General features: G+C 34.0%; 16 protein-coding genes. 13 read left to right on the forward strand and 3 right to left on the reverse strand.

Going from position 1 to position 18,095, the window contains the following annotated elements; genetic code table 11:
• Positions 1-6: 6 nt before the first annotated feature.
• Together AC3Y25_RS08900 and AC3Y25_RS08905 are read left to right on the forward strand one after the other, a co-directional pair.
• The gene (locus AC3Y25_RS08900; RefSeq protein ID WP_489902494.1) at positions 7-1,455 is read left to right on the forward strand and encodes a RagB/SusD family nutrient uptake outer membrane protein; all 1,449 of its coding nucleotides are present in this window, start codon (positions 7-9) and stop codon (positions 1,453-1,455) included.
• A gap of 30 nt (positions 1,456-1,485) precedes the next feature.
• A complete protein-coding gene (locus tag AC3Y25_RS08905) occupies positions 1,486-3,138 on the forward strand; it encodes an arylsulfatase (RefSeq protein WP_489902495.1) in 1,653 nt (550 codons plus the stop codon).
• 143 nt (positions 3,139-3,281) lie between these two features.
• Here the strand turns inward: AC3Y25_RS08905 and rocD are convergent, their stop codons facing one another.
• The gene (rocD, locus tag AC3Y25_RS08910) at positions 3,282-4,535 is read right to left on the reverse strand and encodes an ornithine--oxo-acid transaminase (RefSeq protein WP_489902496.1); all 1,254 of its coding nucleotides are present in this window, start codon (positions 4,533-4,535) and stop codon (positions 3,282-3,284) included.
• Between the two features lie 223 nt (positions 4,536-4,758).
• Here rocD and AC3Y25_RS08915 point away from each other — a divergent pair, with 223 nt between their 5' ends.
• From AC3Y25_RS08915 to AC3Y25_RS08930, 4 genes are all read left to right on the forward strand, one after another.
• Positions 4,759-5,211: an Lrp/AsnC family transcriptional regulator gene (locus AC3Y25_RS08915; RefSeq protein ID WP_095928823.1), complete on the forward strand. Its 453-nt coding sequence runs from the start codon at positions 4,759-4,761 to the stop codon at positions 5,209-5,211.
• Between the two features lie 109 nt (positions 5,212-5,320).
• On the forward strand, positions 5,321-6,094 hold the full coding sequence (locus AC3Y25_RS08920; RefSeq protein ID WP_489902497.1) for a dienelactone hydrolase family protein: 774 nt from the start codon (positions 5,321-5,323) through the stop codon (positions 6,092-6,094).
• Positions 6,095-6,148: 54 nt separating this feature from the next.
• Positions 6,149-7,123 carry a DUF3667 domain-containing protein gene (locus AC3Y25_RS08925; protein WP_489902498.1) on the forward strand — a complete coding sequence of 325 codons (975 nt, stop codon included), beginning with the start codon at positions 6,149-6,151 and terminating at the stop codon, positions 7,121-7,123.
• A 9-nt stretch (positions 7,124-7,132) separates the two neighbouring features.
• Positions 7,133-8,149, forward strand: a complete 1,017-nt coding sequence (locus AC3Y25_RS08930; RefSeq protein ID WP_489902499.1) for a M28 family peptidase — start codon at positions 7,133-7,135, stop codon at positions 8,147-8,149.
• Between the two features lie 176 nt (positions 8,150-8,325).
• On the opposite strand, the gene rho is transcribed toward AC3Y25_RS08930, so the two are convergent.
• Positions 8,326-10,164: a transcription termination factor Rho gene (rho, locus tag AC3Y25_RS08935; protein WP_489902500.1), complete on the reverse strand. Its 1,839-nt coding sequence runs from the start codon at positions 10,162-10,164 to the stop codon at positions 8,326-8,328.
• 181 nt (positions 10,165-10,345) lie between these two features.
• Here rho and AC3Y25_RS08940 point away from each other — a divergent pair, with 181 nt between their 5' ends.
• From AC3Y25_RS08940 to AC3Y25_RS08950, 3 genes are all read left to right on the forward strand, one after another.
• Positions 10,346-10,756, forward strand: a complete 411-nt coding sequence (locus AC3Y25_RS08940; RefSeq protein WP_008468670.1) for a DUF4293 domain-containing protein — start codon at positions 10,346-10,348, stop codon at positions 10,754-10,756.
• 149 nt (positions 10,757-10,905) lie between these two features.
• Positions 10,906-11,565, forward strand: a complete 660-nt coding sequence (locus AC3Y25_RS08945; RefSeq protein ID WP_427874660.1) for a response regulator — start codon at positions 10,906-10,908, stop codon at positions 11,563-11,565.
• 12 nt (positions 11,566-11,577) lie between these two features.
• Entirely contained in the window at positions 11,578-12,483 is a 906-nt protein-coding gene (locus tag AC3Y25_RS08950) for a sensor histidine kinase (protein WP_489902501.1), read from the forward strand.
• Here the strand turns inward: AC3Y25_RS08950 and AC3Y25_RS08955 are convergent, their stop codons facing one another.
• Positions 12,484-12,978, reverse strand: a complete 495-nt coding sequence (locus tag AC3Y25_RS08955) for a metallophosphoesterase family protein (protein WP_095928829.1) — start codon at positions 12,976-12,978, stop codon at positions 12,484-12,486. It lies immediately after the preceding gene.
• Between the two features lie 218 nt (positions 12,979-13,196).
• Here AC3Y25_RS08955 and truA point away from each other — a divergent pair, with 218 nt between their 5' ends.
• The 4 genes from truA (at position 13,197) to AC3Y25_RS08975 (ending at position 17,316) form a co-directional block, all read left to right on the forward strand.
• Positions 13,197-13,931: a tRNA pseudouridine(38-40) synthase TruA gene (gene truA, locus AC3Y25_RS08960; RefSeq protein WP_489902502.1), complete on the forward strand. Its 735-nt coding sequence runs from the start codon at positions 13,197-13,199 to the stop codon at positions 13,929-13,931.
• An 85-nt stretch (positions 13,932-14,016) separates the two neighbouring features.
• Positions 14,017-15,771: an ABC transporter ATP-binding protein gene (locus AC3Y25_RS08965; protein WP_250836816.1), complete on the forward strand. Its 1,755-nt coding sequence runs from the start codon at positions 14,017-14,019 to the stop codon at positions 15,769-15,771.
• 239 nt (positions 15,772-16,010) lie between these two features.
• Entirely contained in the window at positions 16,011-16,244 is a 234-nt protein-coding gene (locus AC3Y25_RS08970) for a ubiquitin-like protein (RefSeq protein ID WP_489902503.1), read from the forward strand.
• A gap of 487 nt (positions 16,245-16,731) precedes the next feature.
• Positions 16,732-17,316 (forward strand): NUMOD4 domain-containing protein, encoded by a 585-nt coding sequence (locus tag AC3Y25_RS08975; protein WP_489902504.1) that lies wholly within the window; start codon positions 16,732-16,734, stop codon positions 17,314-17,316.
• Positions 17,317-18,095: the final 779 nt, after the last annotated feature.

Below are 18,095 nucleotides of genomic sequence, written 5' to 3' on the forward strand. Positions count from 1 at the left end.
CTTATCATGAAAAAAAATATAATATTCAGTTTAGCGGTACTCTTTTTAGTAAGTGCTTGCAATTCTTTAGACGAAGATCCGAAAGCTTTTATCTCGTCTACCAATTTTTACAAAACCACCGAAGATGCTGATGCTGCCGTTATTGCCATTCATAATGCTATAAACAGTTCGACGCATACATTATACAATCGTTTAATTCAGATTGCTACCGAAATGGCAACAGACGATTACGAAGCAGGACCAAGAGCGAGAAATGCCCACGTTAGAGCTTTGTCCAATTTAACGCACGATGCTTCAAACGACCGTATGATTGAGTTATGGCGACAAAGTTATGACGGAATCAACAGAGCAAATGTAGCAATTGACAATATCCAGAAAAATCCAAATCTTAATTCACAGAAAGACAAAGATTTAATTAACGAAGCAAAGTTCTTACGAGCGCTTTTATACTTTAATTTAGTACGATGGTTTGGAGATGTTCCGCTGGTTTTACACGAAACAACAGTTTTAACGCCAGAAGCAATCAATGTCAGCAATACGCCAGAAGCAGATGTTTATACTCAAATTGAAAATGATTTAATTGATGCCGAAGCGCTTCCTGTAGTGCAGCAAAATAAAGGCCGAGTAACGGCTGGTGCGGCAAAAAGTATTTTAGCAAAAGTATTTTTAACCGAAAAGAAATGGCAGAAAGCAGCCGAAAAAAGCAAAGAAATCATTGATAGTAAAGTTTATGATTTATTCGAAAATTATGCTGATGTCTTTAATGTAGCAACCAAAAACGGAAAAGAACATATTTTCTCTGCTCAATTTAAAGGATTAACCAACTGGAATGGAAACATGCTTGCTTCTACGGCTGCACCAACTTCAGTTCCTGGAATTGCAGGAGATCAAGCCGATGCTTTGCACAAAGAAGGCGGTCTTTTTGAAGCTTTCGCTGAAACAGACAAAAGAAAGTATATCACTTTTGCAGTAGAATTTGTGAGTCCAACCGATGGAAAAACGTATAAAGTTACGCCGCATTTCAACAAATATTTCGATCCAGCGACTCCAACTTCGCCAGGGCAATCTTCTAAAAATACGCCAATTATACGTTTTGCAGAAGTATTACTGATTTATGCAGAAGCTTTAAACGAACAAAACGGAGGTCCAACTCCAGAAGCATATGCAGCAGTTGATCGAGTGAGAACTCGAGCAGGAATTCCGTTGCTTGCGACAACTTCTCCTGCATTAAGTCAAGACGCTTTTAGAGAAGCGGTTTTTGAAGAAAGAAGAAAAGAATTAGTTTACGAATATCAGCGCTGGTTTGATTTGGCAAGAAGAGGCCCAGATTATTTTGTGGCAAAATTAAAAGCAGCAGGAAAAACTAATGCACAGCCAAAACATGTTCACTTTCCTATTCCGCAAAGAGAATTGGATTTGAATCCAAATTTGAAACAAGTTCCAGCTTGGAGATAAAAAATATACTAACAGTAAATTATAAATAAGATGAATAAAAGAATAAACATTTTATTTTCTGTTTTATTGACAGGAATAATAGGTTCTTATGAAGCCGAAGCCCAAACCGCATCCTCTAAACCCAATGTAATTTTAATTATGGTCGATGATATGGGATATTCTGATTTAGGAAATTACGGTTCTGAGATAAAAACGCCAAATCTAGATCGTTTAGCGAAAGAAGGAACGCGTCTCCGCGAATTTTACAACAACTCAATCTGTGCGCCTACGAGAGCTTCCTTATTAACAGGACAATATCAGCACAAAGCTGGAGTTGGTTATTTTGATGTGAATTTGGGTTTACCAGCTTATCAGGGTTATTTAAACAAAGAATCTTTGACTTTAGGCGAAGTTTTCCGATCTGGTGGTTATAGCACTTTAATGTCTGGAAAATGGCACGTTGGTTCTGAAGATCAAGCACAATGGCCAAATCAAAGAGGTTTTGATAAGTTTTACGGAATCTTAAAAGGGGCTGCAAATTACTTTGATACGAAACCGCTTCCTTTCGGGAAAACGGCTTATCCTGTAAAAATGATCCGCAATAATGAAGAACTGCATCCAAAAGACGATTCGTACTATTTCACAGATGAAATCGGAAATAATGCGGTTACTTTCTTAGACGAACAAAACAAAGAAAACAAGCCTTTCTTTTTATACTTAGCTTTTACAGCGCCTCACTGGCCATTGCAGGCAAAACCTGTTGATATTGCCAAATACAGAGGGAAATTTGATGAAGGCTGGGATGCTTTAAGAGAAAAAAGAATTAAAAAATTAAGAGAAAACGGCATTTTGCTTCCTAACCAAACTATTGCTCCAAGAGACCCAGAAGTGCCAGAATGGGATAAACTGACGTATGACGAAAAACAATTTTGGAAAGCTAAAATGGAAGTTTATGCTGCAATGGTCGACAACATGGATCAAAATGTTGGAAAGGTTTTAGATAAATTGAAAGCTTTAAAGAAAGACAAAAATACCTTAATCATTTTCATTGCAGACAATGGTGCTCAAGGCGGATTCAATACGTATAATCCTTTAAAAAGAGGTTTAGTGCGTAATGATGGTCCAATTGGAACTTCTGGATCTTTTGATTATCAAGAACAAAACTGGGCATATCTTTCTAATACACCTTTACAAGATTATAAAAACAATATGCACGAAGGCGGATTCAGTTCTCCTTTTATCGCTTGGTATCCGTCTAAAATTAAAGCAGGAAGAATCGATAAAGGAACCGGACATATTATTGACCTTGCTCCTACTTTCTACGAATTGGCTGGAATTGAATATCCTAAAACTTTAAACGGAGTAACTTCCAATCCGCTTCCTGGAAAAAGTTTACTTCCGGTTTTATTTGACAACGCTTCAGAAGTAAACCGTGGCGCTCCTTTATTCTGGGAAAGAGCTGGAAACAGAGCTGTTAGAGAAGGAAAATGGAAATTGGTTTCTATTTATCCGTCTTACCAATGGGAACTTTACGATCTTGAAGCAGACCGTGGCGAAACAACAAACGTTGCAGCACAAAATCCGGGCATTGTAAACGATCTTTCGGCAAAATATTTTGATTGGGCAGACAAAACAGGAGTTGTAGAATACAGCAAATTCAAACAAAAAGGCGAATTGATTCCGGGTTCAGCTCCAAAGAAATAATTACTTTTTTTGATATTTTTAGTAATTATAACAAAAAGCGATTGTTATTGCGACAGTCGCTTTTTAAAATAAAAAAAAGGTGTACAAAAAAAAGCTGTCTTGTTATGAGACAGCTTTTGTTTTTATCTTAAAAAGAAATCAGATTAATTTTTAAACTCCTCCAAAGATTTCTCAATAATCTCAAGACATTCATTAATTTGCTCTTCGGTCATTACCAACGGCGGTGCCAATCTGATTTTGTTTCCGTGAGTTGGTTTTGCCAATAATCCGTTGTCTCTAAATTTTAGACAGATTTCCCAAGCCAAATCAGAATCTTCATCTGTATTGATTACAATTGCGTTTAAAAGTCCTTTTCCGCGAACCAGCGTGACTAAGTTATTTTTTTCAGCGATTTTATTTAATCCGTCTCTTAAAATAACTCCTAAACGTTCTGCATTTTCAGCCAGTTTTTCATCTTTAATTACTTCAAGAGCTGCAATCGCTACTGCCGCTGCAACTGGATTTCCTCCAAAAGTAGATCCGTGTTGTCCTGGTTTAATCACATTCATGATTTCGTCGTTACATAAAACAGCCGAAACCGGATAAACTCCACCAGAAATTGCTTTTCCTAAAATTAAAACATCAGGCTGTACATTTTCGTGGTGAACGGCTAATAATTTTCCTGTACGTGCAATTCCTGTCTGAACTTCATCGGCGATAAAAAGAACATTGTGTTTTTCGCAAAGTGCTTTCGCTTTCGCTAAATATCCTTCAGAAGGAACATAAACTCCTGCTTCACCCTGAATTGGCTCAACCAAGAATCCAGCAATATTTTTAGATGAATTTAAAGCATTTTCAAGCGCTTCCAAATTATCATATTCGATTTTGATAAACCCATCTGTAAAAGGCCCGAAGTTTTTACGAGCTGTTTCATCATTAGAAAATGAAATGATAGTTGTCGTTCTTCCGTGAAAGTTATTCTCACACACAATAATCTGCGCCTGATTTTCAGGAATTCCTTTTACTTCATACGCCCATTTTCTTGAAATTTTCAAGGCTGTTTCAACTGCTTCAGCACCTGTATTCATTGGAAGAACTTTATCGAAACCAAAATAGTTCGTCACATATTCTTCATAGTTTCCTAATTTATCATTGTAAAAAGCACGCGAAGTCAAAGTCAGTTTTTGCGCCTGCTCTACCATTGCATTCACAATTTTAGGATGGCAATGCCCCTGATTTACCGCAGAATAAGCAGATAAAAAATCATAATATTTCTTTCCGTCAACATCCCATACATATACGCCTTCTCCGCGCTCTAAAACTACAGGAAGCGGGTGGTAATTATGAGCACCATATTTGTTTTCTTTTTCAATCAAAACTTCTGATTTTGATGAAAGTGTTTTTTCTGTACTTATCATAATATGCTTTTTATTTCTACAAAAATATTAAAATTAAACAAATAACCACCTACAAAACGATATTTTGACTCAAATATAACAAAATAAAAGTCAAAAACTTAATTTAATCACTTTTAAAAAGACATATTTATTTTTTTCGAAATGCGATTATGTGTTCGATTATTAAAAAAAAGAATTACTTTTATAAATAACAAAGACTCAATTTTTAAACGATTTTTATTGAATGGAATTATTAGACGAATTTGATATTAGCATTATCAAAGAATTGGAAAAAGATGGAAGAATGGCCTTTTCTTCTATCGCCACTAATCTTAAAATATCAAATACAATGGTGCATCAGCGTATTAACAGAATGATTGAACAAGGTGTAATTTCTGGGATAAAACCTATTATTCAGGAAAAGAAAATTGGTTACGATTGGGCTTCTTTTACTGGACTTACATTAAATAAAGATTCTGATTCTGAAAGAATTATTGAGGCTCTTAAAGAAATTCCTGAGATTACCGAATGCTATTATGTAACAGGGTCCTTTACGCTTTACATAAAAATCATAGCAACAAATCACGAACATATGCGCCGTATTCTTTACGAAAAAATCGACGGAATTCCAGGCATTGACAAAACCGATTCTATTGTAGAATTGGGTTGCGCTTTTAAACGAAACATATCCTTATAAAAAGAAAAACCATTCTTTTAAAGTATTGGTTACAAACCTCACAAGAATTTACTTGTGAGGTTTTTTTGTAACATAATATTTCTGATATTTGTTAAAAATTGAAGAAATTATGAAAAACTCCATAATCATTTTATTCAGTGCAATCTTATTCTCAAATCTTATGAATGCGCAATTAAAACCAGTAAAATATACAGAAGGAAGCCAGCAACTTAATGGCTTATTTATAAAATCTGCTAAAAAAAGCAGTAACAATCCTGGAATCTTACTTCTACCGGCATGGCTTGGGATTGATAATGCTTCTAAAGGAATCGCAGAAGAATTATCTAAATTGGGCTATCATGTTTTTATCGCTGACATTTATGGCGAAGGAAATTATCCTAAAAATACTGACGAAGCAGGAAAACAGGCTGGTTTTTATAAAACAAATTTTGAAGCGTATCAAAAACGCATTGATGCCGCTTTGAAAGAATTAGTAAAATCTGGCGCAAATGCCGATAATATTGTTGCCATTGGGTATTGCTTTGGTGGAAGCGGTGTTCTTGAAGCGGCCCGCGGACATTTGAATGTAAAAGGTATTGCTTCCTTTCACGGTGGTTTAGGAAAAGATGCCAGCAGAAAAAATGAACCTATTGCTACCAAAGTTCTTATTTGTCATGGAGCCGATGATCCGTTTGTTTCAAAAGACGAAATCGCTGCTTTCCAACAGGAAATGCGTGATGGCAAAGCAGACTGGGAAATGATTTATTATGCAAATGCCGTCCACTCTTTTACTAATCCTGAAGCAGGAAGTGACAATTCTAAAGGTGCGGCGTATAATGCTGTGGCTGCAAAAAGATCTTTTGACCATTTACAGCTTTTCTTAAACGAAGTCCTGAAAAAATAATTTCAAAAAACAAATACCTAAAAACTACCAGAACAAATCAATTAAAATAAACCAATGTCACATAACAAAATTAGAGAAGACAAAACTTGTCTAAATTGCAGACATGTTGTGGAGCAGAAATACTGCCCCAACTGTGGACAAGAAAATAGTGATAGCCGAAAGACTTTTCATCATTTATTTATTCACTTTTTTGAAGATTTAACCCATTATGAAAATGCTTTTTGGAAAACAATAAAAAATCTTCTTTTTAAACCATCCACGCTTACTAAAGAATACCTTTCGGGAAAACGTTTGTCTTATCTTGCGCCAGTTCGACTTTACATTTTTATAAGTTTTATTACATTTTTATTAATTGCAATGTTTCCAAACAATGTAGGTGAAAAAATTGATAAAAGTGAAGAAGCACTTAACAAAGAACTCTCTAAAGCTACTGACAGCCTAAATATAAGCAGAAAGGACGACAAAAGATACTTTCATTTTAAAACGATGAAAGAACTTGATTCGATTCAAAAATATGGAAAACCAAATGAGAAACTGAATGCTTCTTCGTATTGGTTTTCAGAAAAAGCAATACACGTTACGGAAAAATATACCAAAAAAGAGATTTATGAAAAATTCGTCGAATCGTTCTTTCATAACCTGCCTAAAATTCTGTTTATCATCATGCCGTTTTTTGCTTTTTTCTTGTGGCTTTTTCACAACAAAAAAAGATGGTATTATTTTGATCACGGAATTTTCACACTACACTATTTCTCTTTTCTATTACTGATTTTCCTCATCATGTTTATCATAGAAAGGGTTATTGGTCTTTTTGGAGAAGATAGTCCGCTGTCTTTTATATCCTCAATTACAACATTTGCAGGAACCATCTGGATGTGCTATTATTTTTATCCTGCACACCACCGTTCTTATGGCGAATCAAGAATAGTCTCTTTTATAAAAAGCTTTTTATTGTTTATAATAAATTCTCTTTTTATCCTATTTTTACTGACTTTATACGTTCTTTACACATTTATTAATTTACACTAACTAACTAGAATGAAAAAAATACTCATTTTATTATTAGTTGTTACTGCGTATTCTTGTAAAACTGCGCAGTCAACAACAGCCAAAGACAATTCGGATCCGTCAAAATATGTTAAAGCTATCAGTGAAAAAGATCTTAAAAAAATGCTTTACACTATTGCTTCTGACGAAATGGAAGGCCGTGAAACGGGTTCTAAAGGACAGAAAAAAGCAGGTCTTTACATGATCGAGCAATACAAAAAAAGCGGAATTTCTTTTCCAAAAGGAGCATCGGACTTCTATCAACCAGTTCCTGCAGCATTTATGAATGCAAAACGCAATCAAAACCTTCCTGATTCAGAAAACATCTGGGCTTACATTGAAGGTACAGAAAAACCAAATGAAGTTTTGGTAATTTCTGCACATTACGATCACGTGGGTATCAAAGATGGAGAAGTGTACAACGGTGCAGATGATGATGGTTCTGGAACTGTAGCGGTAATCGAAATGGCTAAAGCTTTTGCTAAAGCTAAAAAACAAGGTCACGGTCCAAAACGTTCTATTTTGTTTCTTCATGTAACTGGTGAAGAGCATGGCTTACACGGATCTCGTTATTATTCTGAAAATCCATTATTTCCTATTGCCAATACAATCGCAGACATCAACATCGACATGATCGGACGCCGCGATGTGGAGCATTCAAATACAAACAACTACGTTTATGTAATTGGTGCTGACAGATTATCTTCTGATTTACACAATGCGGTTGTAACTCAAAACGAAAAATATATCAAAATGGACTTAGATTTTAAATTTAATGATCCAAAAGATCCAAACCATTTCTATGAGCGTTCTGACCACTATAACTTTGCAAAACATGGTATTCCAGCTGTTTTCTTCTTCAACGGAGTTCACGAAGATTACCACGGAAAAGGCGACGAACCTCAAAAAATTGAATACGACGCTTTAACTAAAAGAACAAAACTGGCTTTTGTCGTAGCTTGGAATTTAGCTAATAGAGAGAATAGACCGGTAGTTGATAAAAAGTAATTTTTTAAGATACTAAGGTTCTGAGATGCTAAGATTCTAAGTTTTATTTTAGAAACGGTCATAAAAAAAAGGATGAGTAAAACTCATCCTTTTTTTGTTTTATATATTTTTTGATTTACTTTTCTCAAAGCTAAAAAACTTAGAATCTTAGCATCTCAGAGCCTTAGCAACTTTAACTAGTCATTCATCGAAATCAAAAACTCTTCGTTGTTTTTTGTTTTCTTGAAACGATCATTTACGAAGTCCATAGATTCTACTGGATTCATGTCTGATAGGTACTTACGCATAATCCACATTCTTTGTAATGTTTTTTCGTCTAATAATAAGTCATCGCGACGTGTACTTGACGATGTAAGATCGATTGCAGGGAAAATACGTTTATTCGCAATTTTACGGTCTAATTGAAGCTCCATGTTACCTGTTCCTTTAAATTCTTCGAAGATAACTTCGTCCATTTTAGAACCCGTTTCTGTTAATGCAGTTGCGATAATACTTAAAGAACCACCGTTTTCTACATTTCTTGCAGCTCCAAAGAAACGTTTTGGTTTTTGCAATGCATTGGCATCAACACCTCCACTTAATACTTTTCCAGATGCTGGCTGAACTGTGTTGTAAGCTCTTGCTAAACGAGTGATAGAATCTAATAAAATCACAACATCGTGACCGCATTCTACTAAACGTTTTGCTTTTTCCAATACAATGTTAGCGATTTTTACGTGTTCTTGTGGCTCTCTATCAAAAGTTGAAGCAATAACTTCTCCACGTACACTTCTTTGCATATCGGTAACCTCCTCAGGACGTTCGTCAATCAGAAGAACAATTAAGTAAACTTCAGGATGGTTTGCTGCAATTGCATTTGCAATATCTTTAAGAAGCATTGTTTTACCTGTTTTAGGCTGTGCAACGATCATACCACGCTGACCTTTACCTATTGGTGAAAACAAATCTATAATTCTGGTTGAAATAGAACTACCTTTTTCGGCTAGTTTGAATTTTTCTGAAGGGAAAACTGGTGTCAAGTGTTCGAAAGAAACTCTATCGCGAACAACTTGCGGATCGTGTCCGTTAATTTTTAATACACGAACCAAAGGGAAAAACTTCTCACCTTCTTTTGGCGGGCGAACCACACCTTTTACAGTATCTCCGGTTTTTAAACCAAATAATCTGATTTGTGAAGTTGATAAATAAATATCATCTGGAGAAGCTAAATAATTATAATCTGATGAACGTAAAAATCCGTAACCGTCAGGCATCATTTCCAGAACACCTTCACTTTCAATAATTCCGTCAAATTCAAAATCTGAATCTCTGAAATTATTATTGTTCTTTTTATTTTTATGATTAGGATTTTGATTATTGTGATTTCCGTTTCCATTGCCATTCCCGCTCTGATTTTGATTCTGATTCGGGTTTTGATTTTGGTTCTGGTTTTTATTCTGATTCGGATTGATCTTTTTAACAGGAGCAGTTTGAGGAGTTTTTTCAGCTGTTTCGGCTGTTGGCTCAGAAGTAGTTGGCTCAGATGGGGCTGCTTCTACATTTTCCTCTGCAGGAACTTCATTTACAGCCTCTTTCTCTTTTTTAAGAGCTACTTTTTTCTCGTATGCCGACTTGCTGAATTTTACAACTTTAGGCTCTTTTTTTGCTACTGGTTCTTTCTTATCCTGTGCTTCTACTGTCGCCGTTTCTGCAATTGGCTCGATTGTATCCGCAGCATCGTTTTTTTGAACAGTTTCCTCTACTTTATCAAATTCTAAAACGGGTGTATTTTTGGTATTTGCTGCTTTTGTTTTTGCTGGAGCAATTCTGGCACGCTTTGGTTTATCTTCTTTGGCATCAGAAGCTACTTCTGTTTGAGAAGCTTGAGCTGGCGCATTAGAGCTCTCTTGGTGTGCTAAAATCTGACTAATTAAAGTCTCTTTTTTGACACCAGTAATCTTTATTGTTTTAGCTAACTTAGCTATTTCTTGAAGCTCAGAAAGCTTCATTTCTTTTAATGCAGAAATATCAAACATGAATGTTCTATGAATTTAATTATTTTAAGGAATACTGTAAAAAGAATAGGTAGATAATTAATTTGAATTGACCGCAGTATGAAGTGCTTACGGTATTATGATGCAATAATACGAATAAAATTTTATCATACAATAGTATTTTAAAAAAAGAAAATATATTTTTGTAAAACATTTTTAGACCATGATACAAAGAATTCAGACTGTATATTTATTTCTAGCTTTTGCTGCAACTGGCATTTTAATGCTTTTTGTTCCGCTTTGGACAACTAGTGCAGGAAAGCCATTCTTTTTTATGCAGGATCAGCTTTATACTGTTTTATTAGGCTTAACGACTATGCTTAGTATTATCAGTATCATTTCATTCAAAAAGAGACAAAATCAGTTTGTGCTAAACAGATTGAATATAATATTAAATTTAATTTTATTAGGATTATTTGTATATCGATCACTAAATCTATCTGGAGGGACTGAGGTCTCTGAGAAAGGTATTGGGATGTTCATGCCGATTGTTGCTATCGTGTTATTAGTTTTAGCTAATAAGGCCATCAAAAAGGACGAAGATCTTGTAAAATCTGTTGATCGTTTGAGGTAAACCTATAAACTTAGTTTATTTGTGCGAAGAAGAACCCGAATTTTTATTCGGGTTTTTTTTATGCCTTATTTTATCATAAATCAGACCTAAAGAGCATTATAAATATGTGTATACATGATAAATTTGCATTTTCGAATTCAAATACAATCATGACACCAAAAATAAGGATCCATCTTGCAGATGATCATCAGGTATTAATTGATGGTCTTTCAAACCTGCTCCAAACTGTTTCAAATTTTGAAGTGGTCGGAACTTCTTTAGACGGGACTACTGTTTATGATGATGTCATGAAGGACAAAGCCGACGTTTTAATTCTAGATATCAGTATGCCAAAGAAAGACGGCATAGAGGTACTGAAAGAGTTTAATGAAAAAGAAATGCCTTGCAAAGCTATTATTTTATCCAGTTATGATGATCTGAAAATCATTAAAGAGGTTATGAAATTAGGTGCAAAAGGCTATCTGTTAAAAAATTGCGCCGGAGAAAATATCATTGAAGCTGTTGAAGCCGTTTATCAAGGTCAGGAATATTTTAGCGATAGCATTAGAGAAAAAATTTTTAATACTTTTAGAGACAATCCTAAATTAAATCAAAACGCGGTTATAGAAAACCCAATTTTAAGTCCGCGTGAGATTGAAATCATTATTTTAATTGCCTTAGAATACAGCGGTAAAGAAATTAGCAAAAAGCTTTTTATCAGCTCCCATACTGTCGAAACGCATCGAAAAAACATCATGAAAAAGCTTAATATAAAAAGCACAATAGGTCTGGTAAAATATGCTCTTAAAAACAATTTGATTAATCCTTAAAAGATTGCTTTTATGTTTCGTTTCAAATTCATCGTATTTCTTCTTTTACTTTTTTCTTTTGAAGGAAATAGTATCGCACAATCAAAGGATGCAACAAAAGTTTCACAAACGGCAAACAACCAAACGACCGTTAATCATCTTAGTAAATCAGAACAGCTTCGAAATAAAAAAATCGTCAGTTTAACCATTATACTTACTGTCATCATTTTTCTTTTGTTTTACTTTTTATACCAAAACAACAAGCTAAAACAGAAAATAAAAAGAAAAGACACCAAACAGAAAATCCTTCTCAATATTATTAATTCTGGAATCGATTCTCAAGAAGTAGAGCGTAAAAAAATTGCTTCTTTTCTCCATGACAATATCAATTCGCTATTGTCTTCTGCAGGATTACATCTAAATACATTTACAGCTCAGAACGATGTAAAATCGGAAGAAATACGTAAAGCAAAAACTATTCTATCAGAAGTGCATGAACTTTTACGCGATATGTCTCATGATCTTGTTCCGTCTCTTTTGGTGCGTTTTGGATTAATTTATGCTTTGGAAGATCTATGCGAGAAAAACTCAAACTCTGCAATTGAATTTGAATTTTCAAGCACTATTCCGACCAGTAGAAGATATGTTGAAAAATTTGAGATGAAAATCTATTTCATAGTCAGTGAACTGTTCAGCAATATTACCAAGCATAGCAATGCTCAAAAAGCAAAACTTTCTTTAGCAGAAAAAGAAAACCAACTTATCCTCCACATTCACGATGATGGAATTGGTTTTAAAACACAAAAATTAAAAGATGCTGAAGGCTTCGGTTTAAGTAGAATTAGAGCTAGAATCAAAAAATACAAAGGAACTTTATCGATAACTTCCAAAGAAAATCAGGGAACCAAAATAAAGATTCAGATTCCGCTGCCGCATTAATTACTTCTCTCCTATTTCGATAATTTCCAAGTCTTTGATTTTATCATCATCGATTACAAAACGCAACATGGTTCTCACTTTATGAAAACCACTTTTTCCTGCCGCGCCTGGATTCATGTGCAATAAATTATTCTTTTTATCAAACATGACCTTCAAAATATGCGAATGCCCACAGATAAATAATTTAGGCGGATTCAAAGCTAATTCTTCTCTAACATTCTGATTATATTTTCCGGGATAACCACCAATATGAGTAATCCAAACCGAAACATTTTCACATGAAAAACGATTATTAAGCGGAAATTCTAATCTCGCTTTTGCATCGTCAATATTTCCATAAACCGCTCTTAATGGCTTTAGTTTTTTAATCGCATCTGTAACTACCAAATCTCCAATATCTCCCGCATGCCAAACTTCGTCTGCCTGAGCAACATATTTTAAAATAGTATCATCGATATGACTGTGGGTGTCTGAGAGAAGGAGGATTTTGGTCATTTTTTTAAGAGGCTAAGATTCTGAGGTGCTAAGATACTAAGTTTTTCCTAGCATTTTAAATTGTAGAGACGCACTGCTGTGCGTCTAAAACTTGATTAGCAAATAACAAATATCAAAAACATCATAATATCCCTATAGAAAAAACTTAGAATCTTAGCATCTCAGAACCTTAGTATCTTTTTCATACCTTTGCAACTCTGAACCTTTGAACCTCAACAGTGAGATATTTTATTCAATTCGCTTATAACGGAACACATTATCATGGCTGGCAAATACAGCCAAACGCTTCTTCAGTTCAAGAAACTTTAAATAAAGCTTTTTCGGTTTTATTAAATGAAAGTATCAGCATTATGGGGGCTGGAAGAACAGATACTGGCGTTCACGCAAGCGAAATGTACGGTCATTTTGACACAGAAAAAAACTTAGACATTACAGTTTTAATTCATAAACTGAATTCTTATTTACCAAAAGATATTGCGATTTTTAATATTATTCTGGTTCACGATGATGCGCATTGTAGATTTGATGCTACAAAACGAACTTACGAATATCATATCAATACAGTAAAAAATCCGTTTTTACAGGAATTGAGCTGGTATGTTACACAAAAATTGGATGTAACTTTGATGAATGAAGCAGCGCAGTTACTACTGAAGCATACCGATTTTCAATGTTTTTCAAAAGTTAACACTGATGTAAACACATTTGATTGCACGATTTTTGAGGCGTACTGGAAACAAGAAAACGAAAAACTGATTTTTACCATTTCAGCAAATCGTTTTTTAAGAAATATGGTTCGCGCTATTGTGGGCACTTTGATCAATATTGGTTTAAAGAAAATAACTTTAGCTGATTTTGAAAATATCATTGCCAGCAAAAGCAGAGAAAAAGCAGGATTTTCGGTTCCGGCTCATGGTTTATATTTAACCAATATTTATTACGATTATTTATAGCTATTAGCTATAAGCTATAGGCTTTAAGCATTAAAAGTGTTAAGCCTATTGCCTAAAGCCTAAAGCTTAAAGCTTGAAAAAACAAATGAAAGCAAAAGCATTCGACACAGGACTATTCAAACGAATTTTAAAATATACACGACCTTATAAATGGCGTTATTATGGCGTAATCATATTTGCCATTTCGCTGTCTATCTTCGCAGCACTTCGCCCCTATTTACTAAAAGAAACGGTCGATGGCTACATCAAAACTCATGATAAAATGGGCTTACTGATGTATATCGTTTTGATGGGAGTCGTTTTACTGATGGAGGTCTTTTCTCAATTTTACTTTGTTTATTGGGCCAACTGGCTCGGACAAGATATTGTAAAAGATATTCGAACTAAACTTTTTAAACACATTTTGAGTTTCAGAATGAAGTATTTCGATTTGGTTCCAGTTGGACAGCTGGTTACTCGAGCTGTTTCGGATATTGAATCGATTGCCCGTATTTTCAGTCAAGGTTTGTTTATGATTATAAGCGATTTGATGAAAATGGTCGTGGTTCTTATTTTCATGTTTTATATGAACTGGAAACTAACTTGGATCGTTGTAGTTGCAATGCCTATTTTGGTTTACATTACGCGAATTTTCCAACGTAAAATGCAAGTGGCTTTTGAAGAAGTTCGAACGCAAATTGCCAATATGAACTCTTTTGTACAAGAGCGCGTGACGGGAATGAAAATTGTACAGCTTTTTAACCGCGAAAAAATCGAAGCAGAAAACTTTAAAGAAATCAACAACAAACATAGAGTTGCTTGGATTAAAACGATTTTGTACAATTCCATCTTCTTCCCGATTGCCGATATTATTTCGTCTATTACTTTAGGTTTGGTTGTGGTTTATGGCGGATTCAGAATTTTGAATGGAGATCATTTTACCACTTTTGGTGATTTGTTTTCGTATACGATGTTTATCGGAATGCTGTTTAATCCATTGAGACAAATTGCGGATAAATTTAACGAGATGCAATTAGGAATGATTGCTGCCAATCGTGTTTTTGACATTATTGATACGCAAGATCACATTCAAGATACAGGAACCATTGAAGCGCCTGTTTTTGACGGAAGAATTGATTTCAAAGACGTTCGTTTCAGCTATATTCCAGAAGAAGAAGTCATAAAAGGTATTGATCTTTCGGTTTCTGCTGGACAGACCGTGGCGATTGTAGGTTCTACAGGAGCAGGAAAATCTACTATTATTAATTTATTGAATCGTTTTTACGAAATCAATAGCGGAACAATCTGCATTGATGGAGAAAATATCGAAAACTACACTTTGGCTTCTTTAAGAAAACAAATTGCTGTTGTTTTGCAAGATGTGTTTTTGTTTGCCGATACGATTTATAATAATATTACTTTGCACAATCCAGAAATCACAAGAGACAAAGTAATTGATGCCGCAAAGAAAATTGGAGTTCATGATTTTATTATGAATCTGCCTGATAATTACGATTTTGATGTAAAAGAGCGAGGCGTTATGCTTTCTTCTGGACAGCGTCAGCTTATTGCTTTTTTACGTTCTTATGTAAGCAACCCAAGTATTTTGATTTTGGACGAAGCAACTTCTTCTATCGACACCTATTCTGAAGAAATGATTCAGCGTGCAACAGAAACAATTACAAAAGGAAGAACGTCGATTATTATTGCGCACCGACTCGCAACAATTGTAAATGCTGATAAAATTGTCGTGATGGATAAAGGTCTGATTGTCGAACAAGGCACACATCACGAATTACTAAATAAAACAGATGGCTATTATAAAAACCTGTACGATTCGCAATTTTCAGTAGCTAATTAGGCTTTAAGAAATTACTTACATGCTTAATTTTCAAAATCTTACAAAAAATTAAACACCAAAAACACGGATATTTCTTGTATTTAGGAAAAAATGAATTTATCATAACTCCATAATTTTAATTGTATTCTTACAAATAAATAAGTAAGTTTGAGGAATAAATAATCATTTTTAAAAAATCCTATGAAAAAAAATTACTTTTTATCGTTCTATTTTTGGCATTTTCGCTTAATGCCTTTTCAATGCAAATTTTTGTAAAAACTTTGACTGGAAAAATTATAACAATTGAGATTGAAAGTTCAGACACTATTGATAATCTTAAGGCTAAAATATTCGATAAAGAAGGAATTCCAGTTGAATGCCAAAGAATCATATTTGCAGGAAAACAACTTGAAGACGGTAGAACATTATCTGATTACAACATCCCAAAAGAAACCACAGTACATATGGTTCTTAGAACTCCTCCTTGTAATTAATTTGCTTTTAAAGAAGATAACAAATTGCTTAAAACTGGATTTTTGATACGCTTATTATTTCAAATCCAATATTAGGAAATCAAAAGACCTTCTAAAAAATATGTGAGTTTAAAAATAATTGGGTTTGACTTTAATTGAAAGTCAAACCCTTTTTTCACATTATAGAGTTTAGATTGATTCTGATGTACTTCAAACCCAATTCAACACAATTTCCATGAGTAAAAAGGAAGTTCATACTTTCAAAAATTGGCTCAATCAATAAATTAATAATTATTTAGCCATAAATTGATGTTTGTTTCTTAAATTAAAAAACTGCAATATTCATAAATTGTGATTTAAAATCCGACTAAAAACTGTCAAAAACGCTTTAAAACGTTAAATTAGCGTTATAGAAATCATAAAATTGACCTTTCACAATCAGTTAGATAGCAGAAATTTTTTGTTTATTCTTTATCTTTGAGAATATAGAAATCAAATGTAAAAGACAATGCCACAAAATAGATTTTATCCTGATGAAAAATTCAAAGAAATAGAAATAAATGCCTCATTACAATTAAGATACGCCATTTCGAACAGAGGAAGACTAATCAGTTTTACCGACGATATTGAAAACGGACGCATTTTAAAAGGCGGTTTAAGCGACGGATATCCAACTTTCCGTTTTAAGGTTAAAAAAGACGATAAAATCGTAAATAAATATCTCTTCTTATACAAACTAGTGGCTCAGTACTTTATTCCAAAAGATTCTGAAGATCAAACCTATGTTTTGCACTTAGATTACAACAGAGCAAACGATGATGTGAGTAATCTGCGTTGGGCAACCAAACAAGAAATGATGGCGCACAGCCGTAAAAGCCCGCGGGTTATTCAGGCAAAAAAGAACTTAATTGAACACAATCTTAAAGCTGACGGACGAAAATTAACGACCACAAAAGTGATGTTAATTAAAAAAATCCTAGCAAGACCTCAACAAAAAACACGTCTTAAAATGATTGCCAAACAATTTGGTGTAAGCGAAATGCAAATTAGAAGAATTGCCAGTGGAGAAAACTGGGGACACGTTAAGATTTAATTTTTAACTGTGAATGGCAAATTATTAATTCATAATTATAAGCCACAGATTATACAGATTAACACAGATTTTTTAAAATCATTTTAATCCTAATAATCTGTAGCTTATTTTTTTTACAGCATATTCAATTACTGTCAGGCTGAGCGAAGTCGAAGCTCGCGCAAAGCTCTTCGACTTCGCTCAGAAAGACAAAATTATAATAGCCACAGATTACACAGATTAACACAGATTTTTTTAAATCATTTTAATCCTAATAATCTGTGGCTTATTTTTTTCATACTATTCAATAACTGGCAGGCTGAGCGAAGTCGAAGCCCACGCAAAGCTTTTCGACTTCGCTCAAAGAGACAAAATTATAATAGCCACAGATTATACAGATTAACACAGATTTTTTAAAATCATTTTAATCCTAATAATCTGTGGCTTATTTTTTTCATAATATTCAATAACTGTGAGGCTGAGCGAAGTCGAAGCCCGCGCAAAGCTCTTCGACTTCGCTCAGAGAGACAAAATTATAATAGCCACAGATTACACAGATTAACACAGATTTTTTAAAATCATTTTAATCCCAATAATCTGTGGCTTATTTTTTATTTTTTTTTAAGGCACTTGTCTCTAATTACTAAGAACTAATCACTAAATCTTAAAAATCACTTCATAATTCACAATTTACAATTCACAATTAGTTCGCTTTATGTGAAAAGACCAAAATCTATGTCTTTAAAAATAAAATTTCAAGTGTTCATATAAAATAAATCCTTAAATTCGCAAACACAAAT

Source organism: Flavobacterium sp. LK-23 (assembly GCF_058135255.1).